This window comes from Pseudomonas sp. UW4 (genome assembly GCF_000316175.1).
Lineage (GTDB): Bacteria > Pseudomonadota > Gammaproteobacteria > Pseudomonadales > Pseudomonadaceae > Aquipseudomonas > Aquipseudomonas laurylsulfatiphila.
In genome coordinates, this window is record NC_019670.1 from 5,798,872 (window position 1) to 5,814,744 (window position 15,873).

At 59.5% G+C, this 15,873-nt stretch carries 14 protein-coding genes and 1 riboswitch; of the genes, 8 read left to right on the plus strand and 6 right to left on the minus strand.

What is annotated here, in order from left to right; translation table 11 throughout:
- Positions 1-15: 15 nt before the first annotated feature.
- Positions 16-115: riboswitch (S-adenosyl-L-homocysteine riboswitch) on the plus strand.
- Between the two features lie 23 nt (positions 116-138).
- The 4 genes from ahcY to PPUTUW4_RS25800 all read left to right on the plus strand — a co-directional run bounded on the left by ahcY (position 139) and on the right by PPUTUW4_RS25800 (position 5,623).
- Positions 139-1,548 carry an adenosylhomocysteinase gene (gene ahcY, locus PPUTUW4_RS25785; RefSeq protein ID WP_007975450.1) on the plus strand — a complete coding sequence of 470 codons (1,410 nt, stop codon included), beginning with the start codon at positions 139-141 and terminating at the stop codon, positions 1,546-1,548.
- Positions 1,549-1,708: 160 nt separating this feature from the next.
- Entirely contained in the window at positions 1,709-2,554 is an 846-nt protein-coding gene (gene metF / locus PPUTUW4_RS25790) for a methylenetetrahydrofolate reductase [NAD(P)H] (RefSeq protein ID WP_015097177.1), read from the plus strand.
- A gap of 168 nt (positions 2,555-2,722) precedes the next feature.
- Positions 2,723-3,538 carry a transporter substrate-binding domain-containing protein gene (locus tag PPUTUW4_RS25795; RefSeq protein ID WP_015097178.1) on the plus strand — a complete coding sequence of 272 codons (816 nt, stop codon included), beginning with the start codon at positions 2,723-2,725 and terminating at the stop codon, positions 3,536-3,538.
- 222 nt (positions 3,539-3,760) lie between these two features.
- On the plus strand, positions 3,761-5,623 hold the full coding sequence (locus PPUTUW4_RS25800) for a DEAD/DEAH box helicase (RefSeq protein ID WP_007975446.1): 1,863 nt from the start codon (positions 3,761-3,763) through the stop codon (positions 5,621-5,623).
- Between the two features lie 180 nt (positions 5,624-5,803).
- Here the strand turns inward: PPUTUW4_RS25800 and PPUTUW4_RS25805 are convergent, their stop codons facing one another.
- Both PPUTUW4_RS25805 and PPUTUW4_RS25810 read right to left on the minus strand, forming a co-directional pair.
- Positions 5,804-6,391, minus strand: coding sequence for a YceI family protein (locus PPUTUW4_RS25805; RefSeq protein WP_015097179.1), 588 nt, complete (start codon positions 6,389-6,391; stop codon positions 5,804-5,806).
- A gap of 32 nt (positions 6,392-6,423) precedes the next feature.
- Positions 6,424-6,975: a cytochrome b gene (locus tag PPUTUW4_RS25810; RefSeq protein ID WP_015097180.1), complete on the minus strand. Its 552-nt coding sequence runs from the start codon at positions 6,973-6,975 to the stop codon at positions 6,424-6,426.
- Positions 6,976-7,514: 539 nt separating this feature from the next.
- Here PPUTUW4_RS25810 and PPUTUW4_RS25815 point away from each other — a divergent pair.
- Positions 7,515-8,021, plus strand: coding sequence for a hypothetical protein (locus tag PPUTUW4_RS25815; protein WP_015097182.1), 507 nt, complete (start codon positions 7,515-7,517; stop codon positions 8,019-8,021).
- A 373-nt stretch (positions 8,022-8,394) separates the two neighbouring features.
- Here PPUTUW4_RS25815 and PPUTUW4_RS25820 read toward each other — a convergent pair whose 3' ends face one another.
- Positions 8,395-10,152 (minus strand): flavin monoamine oxidase family protein, encoded by a 1,758-nt coding sequence (locus PPUTUW4_RS25820; protein WP_015097183.1) that lies wholly within the window; start codon positions 10,150-10,152, stop codon positions 8,395-8,397.
- 223 nt (positions 10,153-10,375) lie between these two features.
- Here PPUTUW4_RS25820 and PPUTUW4_RS25825 point away from each other — a divergent pair, with 223 nt between their 5' ends.
- The gene (locus PPUTUW4_RS25825) at positions 10,376-11,782 is read left to right on the plus strand and encodes an adenosylmethionine--8-amino-7-oxononanoate transaminase (protein ID WP_015097184.1); all 1,407 of its coding nucleotides are present in this window, start codon (positions 10,376-10,378) and stop codon (positions 11,780-11,782) included.
- 142 nt (positions 11,783-11,924) lie between these two features.
- The gene (locus PPUTUW4_RS25830) at positions 11,925-12,644 is read left to right on the plus strand and encodes a 16S rRNA (uracil(1498)-N(3))-methyltransferase (RefSeq protein WP_015097185.1); all 720 of its coding nucleotides are present in this window, start codon (positions 11,925-11,927) and stop codon (positions 12,642-12,644) included.
- A 114-nt stretch (positions 12,645-12,758) separates the two neighbouring features.
- Here the strand turns inward: PPUTUW4_RS25830 and PPUTUW4_RS25835 are convergent, their stop codons facing one another.
- Positions 12,759-13,376 (minus strand): hemolysin III family protein, encoded by a 618-nt coding sequence (locus PPUTUW4_RS25835; protein WP_007975433.1) that lies wholly within the window; start codon positions 13,374-13,376, stop codon positions 12,759-12,761.
- Between the two features lie 232 nt (positions 13,377-13,608).
- Here PPUTUW4_RS25835 and PPUTUW4_RS25840 point away from each other — a divergent pair, with 232 nt between their 5' ends.
- On the plus strand, positions 13,609-14,523 hold the full coding sequence (locus PPUTUW4_RS25840) for a LysR substrate-binding domain-containing protein (protein ID WP_015097186.1): 915 nt from the start codon (positions 13,609-13,611) through the stop codon (positions 14,521-14,523).
- A 111-nt stretch (positions 14,524-14,634) separates the two neighbouring features.
- On the opposite strand, the gene madM is transcribed toward PPUTUW4_RS25840, so the two are convergent.
- Positions 14,635-15,399 carry a malonate transporter subunit MadM gene (madM, locus tag PPUTUW4_RS25845; RefSeq protein WP_015097187.1) on the minus strand — a complete coding sequence of 255 codons (765 nt, stop codon included), beginning with the start codon at positions 15,397-15,399 and terminating at the stop codon, positions 14,635-14,637.
- A 1-nt stretch (position 15,400) separates the two neighbouring features.
- Complete coding sequence (gene madL, locus PPUTUW4_RS25850; RefSeq protein WP_007975430.1) at positions 15,401-15,817, minus strand: malonate transporter subunit MadL; 417 nt, start codon at positions 15,815-15,817, stop codon at positions 15,401-15,403.
- Positions 15,818-15,873: the final 56 nt, after the last annotated feature.

A 15,873-nucleotide genomic window follows, 5' to 3' on the forward strand; every position in this document is an offset into this window, starting at 1 on the left:
CCGTTTTCCCGCCACCTGTCCGAGGGGCGCTGCAGCAGGTTCGACCTGTCAGGCTCGGATGGGGCGTTGCCTGGCCTTAAGCCAGACACTAAACGCACAACGGCGCCCATTCGCATACATTACGAATGGAGGCTCTTCATGAGCGCTGTTATCACGCCTGCAGATTTTACCGATTACAAAGTCGCCGACATGTCCCTGGCTGCCTGGGGCCGTCGCGAAACCATCATCGCCGAGTCCGAAATGCCAGCCCTGATGGGTCTGCGTCGCAAGTACTCCGAAGAGCAACCGCTCAAGGGCGCGAAGATCCTCGGCTGCATCCACATGACCATTCAGACTGCCGTGCTGATCGAAACCCTGGTTGCCCTGGGTGCCGAAGTGCGCTGGTCGTCCTGCAACATTTTCTCGACTCAGGATCAGGCCGCCGCTTCCATCGCCGCTGCCGGCATCCCGGTTTTCGCCTGGAAGGGTGAAACCGAACAAGAGTACGAGTGGTGCCTGGAGCAAACCATCCTCAAGGATGGCCAGCCATGGGACGCCAACATGATCCTCGACGATGGCGGCGACCTGACCGAGCTGCTGCACAAGAAGTACCCACAGGTTCTGGATCGCGTCCACGGCGTGACCGAAGAAACCACCACCGGCGTTCACCGCCTGCTGGACATGCTGGCCAAGGGCGAGCTGAAAATCCCGGCCATCAACGTCAACGACTCGGTGACCAAGAGCAAGAACGACAACAAGTACGGCTGCCGTCACAGCCTGAACGATGCCATCAAGCGCGGCACCGACCACCTGCTGTCCGGCAAGCAAGCGCTGGTCATCGGCTACGGTGACGTGGGTAAGGGTTCCGCTCAGTCCCTGCGTCAGGAAGGCATGATCGTCAAGGTTTCCGAAGTTGACCCGATCTGCGCCATGCAAGCCTGCATGGACGGTTTCGAAGTGGTTTCGCCGTTCATCGACGGTATCAACAACGGTACCGAAGCCAGCATCGACAAGGCACTGCTGGGCAAGATCGACCTGATCGTGACCACCACCGGCAACGTCAATGTTTGCGATTCGAACATGCTCAAGGCCCTGAAGAAGCGCGCTGTTGTCTGCAACATCGGCCACTTCGACAACGAAATCGACACCGCTTTCATGCGCAAGAACTGGGCATGGGAAGAAGTGAAGCCACAGGTTCACAAGATCCACCGCACCGGCGCTGGCGATTTCGACCCACAGAACGACGACTACCTGATCCTGCTGGCCGAAGGCCGCCTGGTTAACCTGGGCAACGCCACCGGCCACCCGAGCCGCATCATGGACGGTTCGTTCGCCAACCAGGTTCTGGCGCAGATCTTCCTGTTCGGCCAGAAGTACGCCGACCTGTCGCCAGCCCAGAAAGCCGAGCGCCTGACCGTTGAAGTACTGCCGAAGAAACTCGACGAAGAAGTAGCCCTGGAAATGGTCCGTGGCTTCGGCGGCGTCGTGACTCAACTGACCAAGACCCAGGCCGACTACATCGGCGTGACCGTCGAAGGTCCGTTCAAGCCGCACGCTTACCGCTACTGATCGGTTCTGCTGCCTGCTCTCCCTGTGGGAGCGGGCTTGCTCGCGAAAGCGGTTTATCATTCAACATTAATGTCGACTGACCCACCGCTTTCGCGGGCAAGCCCGCTCCCACATGGGATATGCAAGCCTCACAGGCTTACGCGTTTTCAAGGGTATTCCCATGTCCCAAGATCGTCGCTACAGCTTCGAGTTCTTCCCTACGAAGACCGATGCTGGGCAAGAAAAGCTGCTCGCCACTGCTCGCCAGCTGGCCACCTACAACCCCGATTTCTTCTCCTGCACCTACGGCGCCGGCGGTTCGACCCGTGATCGCACGCTGAACACCGTGTTGCAGCTGGAAAGTGAAGTCAAAATCCCTGCCGCTCCGCACCTTTCCTGCGTGGGCGACAGCAAAGCCGACCTGCGCGGCCTGCTGGCCCAGTACAAGGCCGCCGGCATCAAGCGCATCGTTGCCCTGCGCGGTGACCTGCCCTCGGGCATGGGCATGGCCAGTGGCGAAATGCGCCACGCCAATGACCTGGTTGAGTTCATTCGTGAAGAAACCGGCGACCATTTCCACATCGAAGTCGCCGCCTACCCGGAAATGCATCCGCAAGCGCGCAACTTCGAAGACGATGTCGCCAACTTCGTGCGCAAGGCCAACGCCGGCGCCGACAGCGCGATCACCCAGTACTTCTTCAACGCCGACTGCTACTTCTACTTCGTGGAACGCGTGCGGGCATTGGGCGTGGACATCCCGATCGTGCCGGGCATCATGCCGATCACCAACTACAGCAAGCTGGCGCGCTTCTCCGATGCCTGCGGTGCGGAAATCCCCCGCTGGATCCGCAAGCAACTGGAAGCCTACGGCGACGACACCCAGAGCATTCAGCGCTTTGGCGAACAGGTCATCACCGAGATGTGCGAACAACTGCTGCAAGGTGGCGCTCCAGGGCTGCACTTCTACACGCTGAACCAGGCTGAAGCGAGCCTGGCGGTGTGGAACAACCTAAAGTTGCCGCGTTAAGCAAAGCAAGATCAAAAGATCGCAGCCAGCGGCAGCTCCAATTACAGGAGCCGCCGCTGGCTGCGATCTTTTGCTTCAACGCACTATAAATGTGCAGCAATCCACGGAGTTAGAGCATCTGCGGTCAGTTTCTGGCTCTTTCCGGTTTCTCGTCGTAATCTCAAGCCCATGCCTTTGATCACGCAATTAATCGCCGTGCTTGTCTTTACTTGCCTGAGCTTCGCCGCCCGGGGCGAGAAGTTGCGCATTGTCACCGAGCCGTGGGCGCCTTATGTGTACGAGGACAACGGCAAATCACTGGGCCTGGACTACGAAACCACCGCCATTGTCTTCAAGCGCCTGGGCATCGAAGTGGAGTGGCAGTTCCTGCCATGGAAACGCTGCCTGTCGATGCTTGAATCAGGCCAGGCCGACGGCGCGCTGGACATCTTTCACAGCGATGAGCGTGATGCGACCCTTCTCTACCCCAGCGAACCACTGTCTGAAGTACAGTTCGTGTTGTTCTACGCCAATGAGCGGCCCCATCCGTTTCGCACCCTTGATGACTTGCGCGGCCTGACCATCGGCACCTCGCCGGGTTACCTGTACAGCAAGGACTTCAGCGACTCCACGTTGTTCACTCGCGAGCCGGCGCCCACCCACGAAGCCAACTTCGGCAAACTGCTGCGCGGACGGATTGACCTATTGATTACCGACCGCCGGGTCGGCCAGCATTTGCTCGATGAACTGGGCATCCGCGACAAGATCACCGAAAACCCCACGATCATCAGCCAGCAAAGCCAGTTTCTCGCGGTGCGGCGCAATGCGGGCATGGATCTGCTGGTGCAACGTTTCGGCGCCGAACTCAAGCGCTTCAAGCGCGAACCCGCCTACGCCGAACTGAGTGCCCGCTATGGCGCGGAACCGGCCGCCAGCATGAAGACTGAAAAGGCCACGGCTGCCACGGAAAAAACCGTTGAGCAGCAGGAAAGCGGCGCGCAGTGATTGCTCTGTTATACTCCGGCCTTCCCGCCAGGCTCACGCCCGGACGCCCGGAATCGTTAAAGGCATCTCAACCCCGCTACTGCGCAGCTTTCAGCCCGCGCGAGCGCTTGCAGACGAGCCTTCGAGACCCAGCAGGACCGGACGGGATTGCGTCCTCTTAAACGCAATTCGCGCCAGGCAAGACTCCCATTGGGCCAAGCCCTAACTAAAACAGGATTACTCATGTCCTTTGCTTCCCTCGGTCTCTCCGAGGCTTTAGTCCGCGCCATCGAGGCAGCGGGCTATACCGAGCCTACTCCGGTGCAACAGCGGGCCATTCCCGCCGTGTTGCAAGGTCGCGACCTGATGGTCGCGGCACAGACAGGTACTGGTAAAACCGGTGGTTTCGCCCTTCCGATCCTGGAGCGGTTGTTCCCCAACGGTCACCCGGACAAATCCCAGCGTCACGGCCCGCGCCAACCGCGCGTGCTGGTCCTGACCCCGACTCGCGAACTCGCCGCGCAAGTGCATGAAAGCTTCAAGGTCTATGCCCGTGACCTGAAGTTCGTCAGCGCCTGCATCTTCGGTGGTGTCGGCATGAACCCGCAGGTTCAGGCCATGTCCCGTGGCGTAGACGTACTGGTGGCCTGCCCTGGCCGCCTGCTCGACCTGGCCGGCCAAGGCAGCGTCGATCTGTCCCACGTGGAAATCCTCGTGCTGGACGAGGCCGACCGCATGCTCGACATGGGTTTCGTCCATGACGTGAAAAAGGTCCTGGCCCGCCTGCCGGCCAAACGCCAGAACCTGCTGTTCTCGGCGACCTTCTCCAAGGACATCACCGACCTCGCCGGCAAGCTGCTGCACAACCCGGAACGCATCGAAGTCACGCCGCCGAACACCACGGTCGAGCGCATCGAACAACGCGTATTCCGTCTGCCGGCCAGCCACAAGCGTGCCTTGCTGGCGCACCTGATCACCGCTGGCGCCTGGGAACAGGTGCTGGTGTTCACCCGCACCAAGCACGGCGCCAACCGCCTGGCCGAGTACCTGGACAAACACGGCCTGAGCGCTGTCGCGATCCACGGCAACAAGAGCCAGAACGCCCGCACCAAAGCCCTGGCCGACTTCAAGGCCGGCACCGTGCGCATCCTGGTGGCCACCGACATCGCCGCCCGCGGCCTGGACATCGACCAGTTGCCACACGTGGTCAACTTCGAACTGCCGAATGTCGATGAAGACTACGTGCACCGTATCGGCCGTACCGGCCGTGCCGGCCGTTCGGGCGAGGCGATTTCGCTGGTCGCCCCGGACGAAGAAAAACTGCTGAAAAGCATCGAACGCATGACCAAACAGAAAATCGCCGACGGCGACCTGATGGGCTTCGATGCAAGCACCATCGAGGCGGAAAAGCCTGAAGTGCGCGAGCGTCCGGACATGCGTAACCCGCGCAATCCGCGTGGCCCGCGCGGCGACGGCCCGAACGGCAGCGGTGGTGGCGGCGGTCGCAAGGACAAAGGCAAGGACAAGGGCAAGGAAAAACCGGCCGGCGAACGCGGCGAGCGCCCTGCCCGTCAGCAGAAGCCACGTGAAGGCACTCCGGCTCGCGAACAGCGTCCGAGCCAACCGCCACGTGCCGCCGCTGACCGTGCCCCGGACGAGTTCCTGGACGACGATATCGATAACTTCGGTAACCGCGTCGACTACGTACCGCAGCAGAAACCCGCGCAAGGCCGTGGTCGCCGTCCGGGTGCTCCAGCACAGGGCACCGCCGCAGGCACTCCACGCTCCGGCAAGCCACAAGGTCGCCAGAATGGTCCGCGCAATAGCGATGGCGCCAGCACCGGCACCCCGCCGGCCAAGCGTAACGGGCCTCGCAGTGGCGCACCGCGCGATGGCCAGGCCCGCCGCGAAGACTCACGCAATCGCCGCCCGGCCCGTGACGACCAGCCTCGTTCGGAACCGGCTGTGCAGAACCCGCGCGGCCCGGCACCAAAGATCATGCACAAGGAATCGAAAGCCGACCGCTTCCCGACACCTGAGCAGCTGGATCAACTGCCAAGCCGTCCTCGTGGTGAAAAACCAGCGCTGCTGACCCGCAATCGCTGATTTGTCGCTGCAATAAAAAATGCCCCGGTTTGTGAGAACCGGGGCATTTTTTTATGGCTGATGTAAAACCCTGCAGGAGCGAGCTTGCTCGCGATGGTCGTCAACGATAACGCTGGAAGCCTGATGCTCCGCGGCGCTCTCGTGTCTATCGCGAGCAGGCTCGCTCCTACAGACTCAGCATCACTTCGCTTTGACACCTTCGAACGTCACGTACATTTCAACCGCATCGGACGATGGACCCAGGTCTTTCTGCTTGCCGAAATCGGAACGCTTGAGGCTGAAAGTACCCTCAAAGCCTGCACGGTAGCCGCCCCATGGATCCTTGCCTTCGCCCAGGAAAGTGGCCTTGACCACGATTGGCTTGGTCACGCCGAGGATCGTCAGGTCGCCAGCCACGTCAGCAGTGTCCTTGCCAGCGGCGTTTTTGCCGGTGGGTTTGACGCTGGTGGAAACAAAAGTGGCTTTGCTGGCGTTCAGGAAGTCTTTGCTGGCGATGTGCTTGTCACGCTCGGCGTTGTTGGTGAACACGCTGGCGGTATTCACGTTGAACTCGATCTTGCTGTCTTCAGGCTTGGCAGCGTCGAAGCTGAACTTGCCGTCGATGTCCTTGAAAGTACCGGTGATGAAGCTGTAGCCCAGGTGGCTGATCTTGAAGTCAACGAAGGCGTGCTGGCCTTCCTTGTCGACCACGTAATCAGCGGCCATTACGTTACCGGCGGACAACAGGGCCGAACCGATTGCCAGAGCGGCCAGAGTCTTTTTCAACATGCTTTGTTTTCCTTGGGAGTCGAGGTTGAACTTCAGGCTTTGCGACCCAGCATTCGCTTGAGGGTCACATCACGGTCGATAAAGTGGTGCTTCAATGCTGCCAACGCATGGAGGCCGGAAAAAATTACCAGCACCCACGCCAGGTAGAGGTGAATCACGCCAGCGGTATCTGCCTGGTCCGGCAATCCGGATACCAGAGCAGGCACTTCAAACAAGCCAAACACCGGGATACCGACGCCTTCTGCGGTGGAAATCAGGTAACCGGCAATCAACACAGCAAACAGACTGAGGTACAGAAAGCCATGACCGAACCTGGCGCCCAGGCGCGTCATGCGGCTGTAGCTGGCCAGGGTTGGCGGCGGCGGGCTGATGAAGCGCCACAGTACCCGCAGCAGCATCACACCCAGCACCACCAGGCCGATGCTCTTGTGCAGGTCCGGCGCGTCTTTGCGCCAGGTGCTGTAGTAGTCGAGCCCGACCATCCACAACCCAAGCGCGAACAAACCGAATACGGCCAGTGCCACGCCCCAGTGCATGAAGATGCTGACCCAGCCGTAGCGGGAGGTAGAGTTACGTAGCTGCATTGCCTGGATCCCTGTAAGTGCTGGCTCAAGAGTATCGAGTTATCTATCGAATTAAAGCGGAAAAATTTGCTTTGAAATATCGAAAAATACGATCAACAGTCTGAAGCCTGCGAGTTAAGGAAAGATTAAAGTCGAAATTGTGAGTAAAAGTGAATACAAACCAGAGAACACCTGTATCAAAAAATTTATTCGATTCTGGTCCCGGTTTTTCTCCAGGCAAAAAAAAGCGCGGCCCTTGAGCCGAATGCTGATCGGTTAAGGATTTTGTGGGAGCGAGCCTGCTCGCGATGGGCTCAAGAACACCGCGGGTACCCAGTGGGTCTGCATCACCGTTAACGACCATCGCGAGCAAGCTCGCTCCTACAATGAGTGACGGCACAACCTTCAACGATCCAGAGCCCTTGATGGCGCCCGTTGGCTTTCTGTTTCACGCGAACCTGTAATGTAGGTGTTTAGAAAAGATATAAATATGTATAGCCACTTTCGATTTTTAACCTGATTGAATAAGAGCTCAACAACTCATTAATCAGGAAAAAAACATGGCTATTACTTACACACCATTTCATGCAAGCGGCTCGCCTTTGCTGCCTCCCAATCAAAGGATGTCGCCGGGCCAGTACCTTATGTCCGCGAATGGACGCTTTAAATTGATATTACAGACTGATGGTAATCTGATCATTAAAGATGGCGAAGCTGTAATCTGGGTTGCAGATAGCAATCAGCCTTATAGCCGAACTACCTACCCAAAAAGAATGCGAGAGCCTCTGATGTTTGTAATCAGCAATAGTGGTTTTCTCTATGATCCGTCCAGAAGGCGTTTATGGGTTGCTGAAAGCACCCATAGCATTGATAAATCGCTTTGGTACAACGCTTGTATGGTTATTCAAGACGATGGAAATTTAGTCATTTACGATCAGCGCAACGGCAGCCTGCGCTGGGCCCGCTTTGGATTCGTCCCTGGTCGCATTTCAAAGCCAAATCCGATAAAAATCTTGTTTGAAGATAAAGAGATTAAAACCTGGAAGTTCTCATTAGACCCTCTTTAACCGTGCAAACCACTTACACAATTAAGAACTTTTGAAAACCGGAGGTGGTTGCAAACAATCAGGATCGTACGGATTTATCTGGCATTTATAGGCCAGTTCATGGCTGTACCCCTTAGGAAACCATTCGCTACTTACACAGCCAGAAAGCGCTATCAATATGATTATTACTGCTAGTGATTTCATATACCCTCCAATTACCTGAAGAGCATAAAACTAAATATCAGTATCCAGCTATCTTTTAGTTCCGAATCTTTTGTGGGAAGTTTCTGATGCATCACTGCCGCATGTAGGACCGCGCAGCAACAACCGGATCTTTCATGTTTGATGGCAAAAAAAGCGCGACCCTTGAGCCGCGCTTTATTACGCCTGAACGTTACTGCGCCTTGGCCTCCGTTGCCGGAGTCGCAGCCGGTTTGGCCACTGGCTTCTTGGCCGGCTCGACTTTCTTGGCCGGCGCCTTGGCCGAGGCTTTTTTCGCTTCGGTCTTGGCGGCTGGTTTCGCCGGTGCCTTCTTGGCTGGCTCGGTTTTTACCGGTGCCGCAGGCTTCGGTGCTTCCACCGGTGCCGGCGCGGCGGCCGGGGCTGGTGCCGGAGCAGGTGCTGGCGGTGCAACAGGCTCAGGTGTCTTGACCGGTTCCGGCTTCTTCTCGTCATCCGAGCCGCCGAACAGGTTGCTGAAGAAGTTGCCTTTTTTCGCCGCCACCGCACCAGCGCCCGCCGCCGCAGCGGCTGCCGGAACCACTTTGGCCGGTTCGAACGACTTGCCCGCCGCCAGGTCTTCAACCTGGCTGGCTGCACGTTGACCGGTGCGCAGCGCGCCTTCCAGGGTGCCCGGGTACAGGGTATCGGTGTGTTCGCCAGCGAAGGCTACGCGTTGAATCGGGCGTTCCCACAGGCGCCAGAACTTGCTGATCTGGCCCGGGCCGAAGGCCAGGTAGGCGCCGCCAGTCGATGGGTCGGTGCTGTAGCGACGGATTTCATAACCGGTGAACGAACCACGGGCCTGTGGATAGAACGCGTGCAGGCGGATCAACACCTGATCAACCATCTGCTTGTCGCCGAACGCCTGCATTACTCGCGCATTGTCGCCGGACAGGTTGATCACCACGTTGGCGCCGCCCTTCAGGGCAGGCTCGACCCACAACATGCCCAGACCGGTGTTGCTGTAGATCTCGCCGGACATGCGCGCCTTGCTTTCCCACACCGGCGTCTTGAACTTCAGCATGATCTGGTCGCGCCAGCCGTAGTTGGTGCCCTTGATCGCCGCCAGGTGCTGAGCGTCCAGCGCCGGGGTCATCTGGATCTTGTTCAGGGCGCGCAACGGCACGGCCAATACAACGTAGTCAGCTTTATAACCGACACTGTCGACTTTGACGGTCACGCCGTCCTTGTCCTGAATGATCGCCGAAACCGGGGAGTTGGTCTTGATGGTTTTCAGCTGCTTGACGAAGGCCTGGGCCAGCACCGGGCTGCCACCGACCAGCCGCGAAGCGCGCAGGTCGCGATCGGAGACACCACGGTAGACGCGGCTCTGCTGCGCGAAGTACAGCAGCGACAAGCGCGAAGGTTCGTCGTAGCGGGTACGGATCTGCTGGTTGATCAACTGGCGGGCAGTGGCCGGCAGGTTCTGCTTGTCGAGCCAGCTCGACACGTTGATCTGATCCAGCGCGTGCAGCGTGTTGTTGGCGGCCGGGTTCAGCGGGTCGTCGATCGAACGCGCCAGATCGTCCAGGGTCTTGTCGAAGCGCTTGAGCGCCTCGGCGGTGGCCGGTTGCTTGGTCGCCAGATCGGCGGCAGAGAAATACTCGCCATCGATCAGGTAGCCTGGGGTCCGCACGAATTCAGGGGCCGGCGTGGTGCTCAGCTTGAAGTTCGATACGTACTTGTTCAGCACCGGCTGGGTCTTGTCATTGCCGATCCACTCGCTGGTGGCCATGCCGGAACGGCCGCCCAGGCTCGACCTGGCTTCCAGCAGGGTGACCTGCCAGCCCTTGCTCTGCAGCTCGTACGCGGCAGTCAGGCCCGACAGGCCGCCGCCGATCACGATCGCGGTTTTATCCTTGGCCAGCGCAGACACGCTGAACAGCCCCAACATCACCAGCGCACAGGCGCGCAGCCAACCGACAGACATTCAGCGAACTCCGGAATTACACGAGGAAAACAGCAGTTTTTGCGAGCCAGACGGCTCAAGAGCCGCGAAGGATACGTCAGCCATCAGGCACCTGCCAGCTACGTCGATCGGCCTGAACAAAGTAGTTCATTCGACACAATGGGTTGTCCCCGTGGCACGCATTGCATAGGCTTGCCCGATTGTTTGTCCGCGCAGGTCACGGACCGCCTCCAGGAGAGTGAAAATGGGCCTGAATAATCAGTGGATGCAACGCGATCTCGCCGTGTTGTGGCATCCCTGCACCCAGATGAAAGATCACGAACAACTGCCGCTGATCCCGATCAAACGCGGGGAAGGCGTGTGGCTGGAAGACTTCGAAGGCAAACGCTACCTCGATGCGGTCAGCTCCTGGTGGGTCAATGTGTTCGGGCACGCCAACCCGCGGATCAATCAGCGCATCAAGGACCAGGTCGATCAGCTCGAACATGTCATCCTTGCCGGCTTCAGTCATCAACCGGTGATCGAGTTGTCCGAGCGCCTGGTGAAGATGACGCCGGAAGGACTGACCCGGTGCTTCTACGCCGATAACGGCTCGTCCTGCATCGAAGTCGCACTGAAAATGAGCTTTCACTACTGGCTCAATCGCGGTCAGCCGAACAAGAAGCGCTTCGTCACCCTGACCAACAGCTACCACGGTGAAACCATGGCGGCGATGTCGGTGGGCGACGTGCCGCTGTTCACCGAGACCTACAAGGCGCTGTTGATGGACACCATCAAAGTGCCGAGCCCGGACTGCTACCAGCGTCCCGAGGGCATGAGCTGGGAAGAGCATTCGCGCAATATGTTCGCCGCGATGGAACAGACCCTGGCCGAGAACCATGACAGCGTCGCAGCCGTGATTGTCGAGCCGCTGATCCAGGGTGCCGGCGGCATGCGCATGTACCACCCGGTGTACCTCAAGCTGCTGCGCGAAGCCTGCGACCGCTACGGCGTGCACCTGATCCACGACGAAATCGCCGTCGGTTTCGGCCGCACCGGGACGATGTTCGCCTGTGAACAGGCCGGTATCCGCCCGGACTTCCTGTGCCTGTCCAAGGCCCTGACCGGCGGCTATCTGCCGCTGGCGGCGTGCATGACCACAGACGAAGTCTACAGCGCCTTCTACGACGACTACCCGACCCTGCGCGCCTTCCTGCACTCCCACAGCTACACCGGCAACCCGCTGGCGTGCGCGGCAGCCCTGGCGACGCTGGATATTTTCGAAGAAGACAACGTCATCGAGAACAACAAGGCCCTGGCGCAGCGCATGGCTTCGTCGACGGCGCATCTGGTGGATCACCCGAACGTGTCCGAAGTGCGCCAGACCGGCATGGTGCTGGCCATCGAGATGGTCAAGGACAAGGCCAGCAAAGAGGCTTACCCGTGGCAGGAACGTCGCGGCCTGAAGGTGTTCCAGCACGCCCTGGAGCGCGGTGCCTTACTGCGCCCATTGGGCAGCGTGGTGTATTTCCTGCCGCCGTACGTGATCACTCCGGAGCAGATCGATTTCCTGGCCGATGTGGCCAGCGAAGGGATCGACATTGCCACCCGTGACAGCGTCAGCGTGGCGGTGCCGAAGGACTTCCACCCGGGGTTCCGTGATCCGGGTTGATTGATTTCACCTAAGCTTCAGCGCTGACCGGACTACCGTCATCGCGGGCAAGCCCGCTCCCACAGGATTGCGCTGTACCTGTGGGAGCGGGCTTGCCCGCGATGGGGCCGCCAGATATTTACACCCTTTTCAGAGACCCCGAATGAGACTGTCCCGCTTCTTCATCGACGCCCCCCTGAGCACCGGCGAGCACGAGTTGCCCGAAGCCCAGGCCCATTACATCAGCCGCGTGCTGCGCATGGCCGAGGGCGATGCGTTGCAATTGTTCGACGGCTCGGGCCAGGAGTTTCGCGCCAGGCTGGTCGAAGTCGGCAAAAAACGCGTCGTGGTGCAGATCGATGAAAGCTTCGCCGGACAGATCGAATCGCCGCTGCAAATCCATCTCGGCCAGGGCCTGTCCCGGGGCGAACGCATGGACTGGGCGATTCAGAAAGCCACGGAACTGGGCGTCAGCGAAATCACCCCGATCTTCACCGAACGCTGCGAAGTCCGGCTCAAGGACGAGCGCGCCGACAAACGCCTGCTGCACTGGCGTCAGGTGGCGATCAGCGCTTGCGAGCAATGCGGCCGTTCACGGGTACCGGTGATTCATCCGCCGCTGTTGCTGGCTGACTGGTTGAAGCAGACGCAAGCCGAGTTGAAGCTGGTGCTGCATCCGGTGGCCGAGCCTTTGGTCAGCCATGCCAAGCCTGGGACGCTGGCGTTTTTGATTGGGCCGGAAGGCGGGTTGTCGGATGCCGAGGTGGATCAGGCCAAGTCGGCGGATTTCCATTCCGCTCGATTGGGTCCGCGAGTGCTGCGTACCGAGACTGCGCCGGTTGTTGCATTGGCGGTGGCCCAGCAGCTTTGGGGTGATTTCTAGGGCCTCATCGCGAGCAGGCTCGCTCCCACAATTGACCTGAGCCGTACACAACATTTGTGTTCACTGAAGATCTACTGTGGGAGCGAGCCTGCTCGCGAATGGCAGCGACACGGTCTAGAGGACATAAAAGAAAATCGCCACAAAGTGCAGCAAGCTCCCGGCGATCACGAACAGGTGCCAGATCCCGTGGGCATGGCGCAGGCGATGATCAAGGGCAAAAAAGATAATCCCCACGGTGTACAACACCCCGCCTGAAGCCAGCCAGGCAAACCCGGCGCCGCCCAGCGCCGCGAGCAGCGGCTTGACCGCCACCAGCACAATCCAGCCCATCACCGCATAAATCACGATCGACAGAATTCGCGCCTCCGAACGCGGCTTGATCTCTTGCAGGATGCCGATCAGCGCCAGCCCCCAGACAATCCCGAACAAGGTCCAGCCCCACGGCCCGCGCAGGGTCACCAGGCAGAACGGCGTGTAGCTGCCGGCGATCAACAGGTAGATCGAGAAGTGATCGACCTTCTGCATGATCGCTTTCTTGCGCCCGCGCACGCTGTGGTACACGGTCGATGCGCTGTAAAGCACCAGCAAGGTAAAGGCGTAGATCGCCATGCTGACAATCTTCCATGGGCTGCCGTCGAGACTGGCCAGCACAATCAGCCACACCCCGCCGATAAACGCCGCCACGGCACCGGCCAGATGCGTCCAGGCATTCAATCGTTCCCCGTGATACATGTGGTGCTCACCTCGAATTTCATCAGCGCAACGCGCAAGGCTCAGCCCTCAAGGTTAAAAGCGCAATGTTTCAGAACACAATCACCCTGTAGGAGCCGGCTTGCCGGCGATGGGTCCCTGGAATTTTGCGCTGTACTCAAGATTGCTATCGCTGGCAAGCCAGCTCCTACAAAGGTCTGCGTGGGCTTGTTGAATTAGGCACAATCGAGGCATTCGAATAAGAGCCACGTCCATGCTGATCGATGAAGAGTTGACCCTGAAAAAACTCGAGGTGTTCCTGGCCTTCATGCGCACCGGCAACCTGGCACGCGCCGCCGCCGAGTTGCAGACCAGCAACGTCAGCGTGCATCGGGCGATCCACTCCCTGGAAAGTGCCCTGCGCTGCCCGTTGTTCAAGCACGAAGGTCGTAGCCTGACGCCGTTGGAAAGCGCTTACGTGCTCGAAGAGCGGGCGCAGAAGCTGATTCAGGATGTCGTCGAAAGCGTGCGCCTGACCCGCGAGGCCGCCGGGTTCTCGGCCGAGCGTTTCAAGTTGGGATCGCTGTATTCGCTGACGGTGAAGACCGTACCGCAACTGATCATGGGCCTGAAAATCCGCCGCAGCGAACTCAACATCGACCTGATTCTGGGCTCTAATATCGACCTGCTCTACAAGCTCAAGAACATGGAAGTCGATGCGATCCTGGTGTCACTGGACGACAGCATCAACGACCCGGATTGCGAGCAGATCCCGCTGTTTTCCGACGACATTTTCCTCGCCACACCCGCCGACTCGAAGTTTGCCCAGCGCACAGAAGTCGACCTGGCCGAGGTCCGCGACGAAACCTTCATCACCCTGACCCAGGGCTTCGCCACCCATCAGGACGGCAAGCGGGTATTCGAGCAGGCAGGGTTCGAGCCGAAGGTGGCGATGCAGGTCAACGACATCTTCACCCTGCTGAGCATGGTCAGTTCGGGCGTGGGTTATGCGTTGCTGCCGGGGCGGATTGCGGCGGTGTACGAGAACCGGGTGAAGCTGATCCCGTTGCAGGAAAAGTACCGCTTGCAGCAACACATTGGCGTGGTGTTTCTGAAGGCCAAGGAGCGTGATCCGAACCTGCTGGCGTTGCTGGCGGAGTGTCGGATGTATGCCAATCGGCAGGCTTGAAACCGAGTCGCGCCCTTCGCGAGCAAGCCCGCTCCCACATTCGAACGCATTCCAAATGTGGGAGCGGGCTTGCCCGCGAAGGCGTCGGACCCGACAACTCAGCCCCTGAACCTAGCCGACAATCCCGCGAACAATGAAGAACAACAGCGAAGGCCCGAGCAAGCAGCCAAGCCCGGTGTGAAAGGTCGCGGTCAACGCGCCATAAGGCACCAGGCGCCGATCTGTTGCCGCCAGCCCCGCCGTCACGCCACTGACCGTCCCGGCCAGCCCACCGAACACCATCGCCGAACGCGGGTTGTCCAGGCCCATCCAGCGCGCCGCCATCGGCGTGCCAACCATCACCAGAATCGCCTTGATCAGGCCGGTGGCAATCGACAACGCCACCACATCGGAACTGGCGCCAATCGCGGCCCCGGTCACTGGGCCGACGATGTAAGTCACCGCACCGGCGCCAATGGTGGTCATGCTCACCGCATCGCGGTAACCAAATACCCAGGCCATGCACGCACCGACGATAAACGGCAGCACCGTGCCCAACAAAAGCGCGATCACGCCGATCAAGCCGGCCTTTTTCGCTTCCGTGGCCTGCACCTCGAATGCCGTGGCGACGATGGCGAAGTCCCGCAGCATCGCGCCACCCATCAACCCGATGCCGGAAAACAGCGTCAAGTCCGCCAGGCCCTTTTGCCCGCCGGTCATGGTTCCGCCAACCCAGGCCAGCACCAGGCCAATGACGATGGCAATCGCCGAACCGTGGATGCGTCCGAAGGTCAGGCGTTTGGAGATCACCACTGACACCCACATGATCACGCCGACGAAGGCGAATGCGGTGACCAGGCCGTTGTGTTCCAGACCGCTCTTGATCAAATCCCACATATCAGCGACCTCCTGCCGGTGCGCCAACCGGCGTTACATCCGCCGGTTCATCGGGCAAGGGTTCGCCTTTGTGGGTCCGGCTGATCAGGGCAATGGTGCAACCGCAGACCACCACCGAACCGATCGCCGCCAACACCGCCACCGGACCACCGTGCAGCGCCGTGACCACGTTCTGTTGCGCCGCCATCGCCACCACCACCGGGATGTACATGGCACCCCAGAAGCCGACACCCATCTCGCACTCCCGGGTCATGCCGCCACGCCTGTGCATCCATAACCGTGCGCAAATCAGCAGGATCATCGCGATGCCGACGCCGCCGACGTTTGATTTCACACCCAGCAACACGCCGAGCATGTCACCCATGATCACCCCTGCCAGCGTACAGATCGCCAACAGCGCCACACCGTAAATAATCATTGTTGTAGTCCTCAAAGTGCATTTCGAATGTTGTTTTTGTTGTTCGAAGCCTGAGT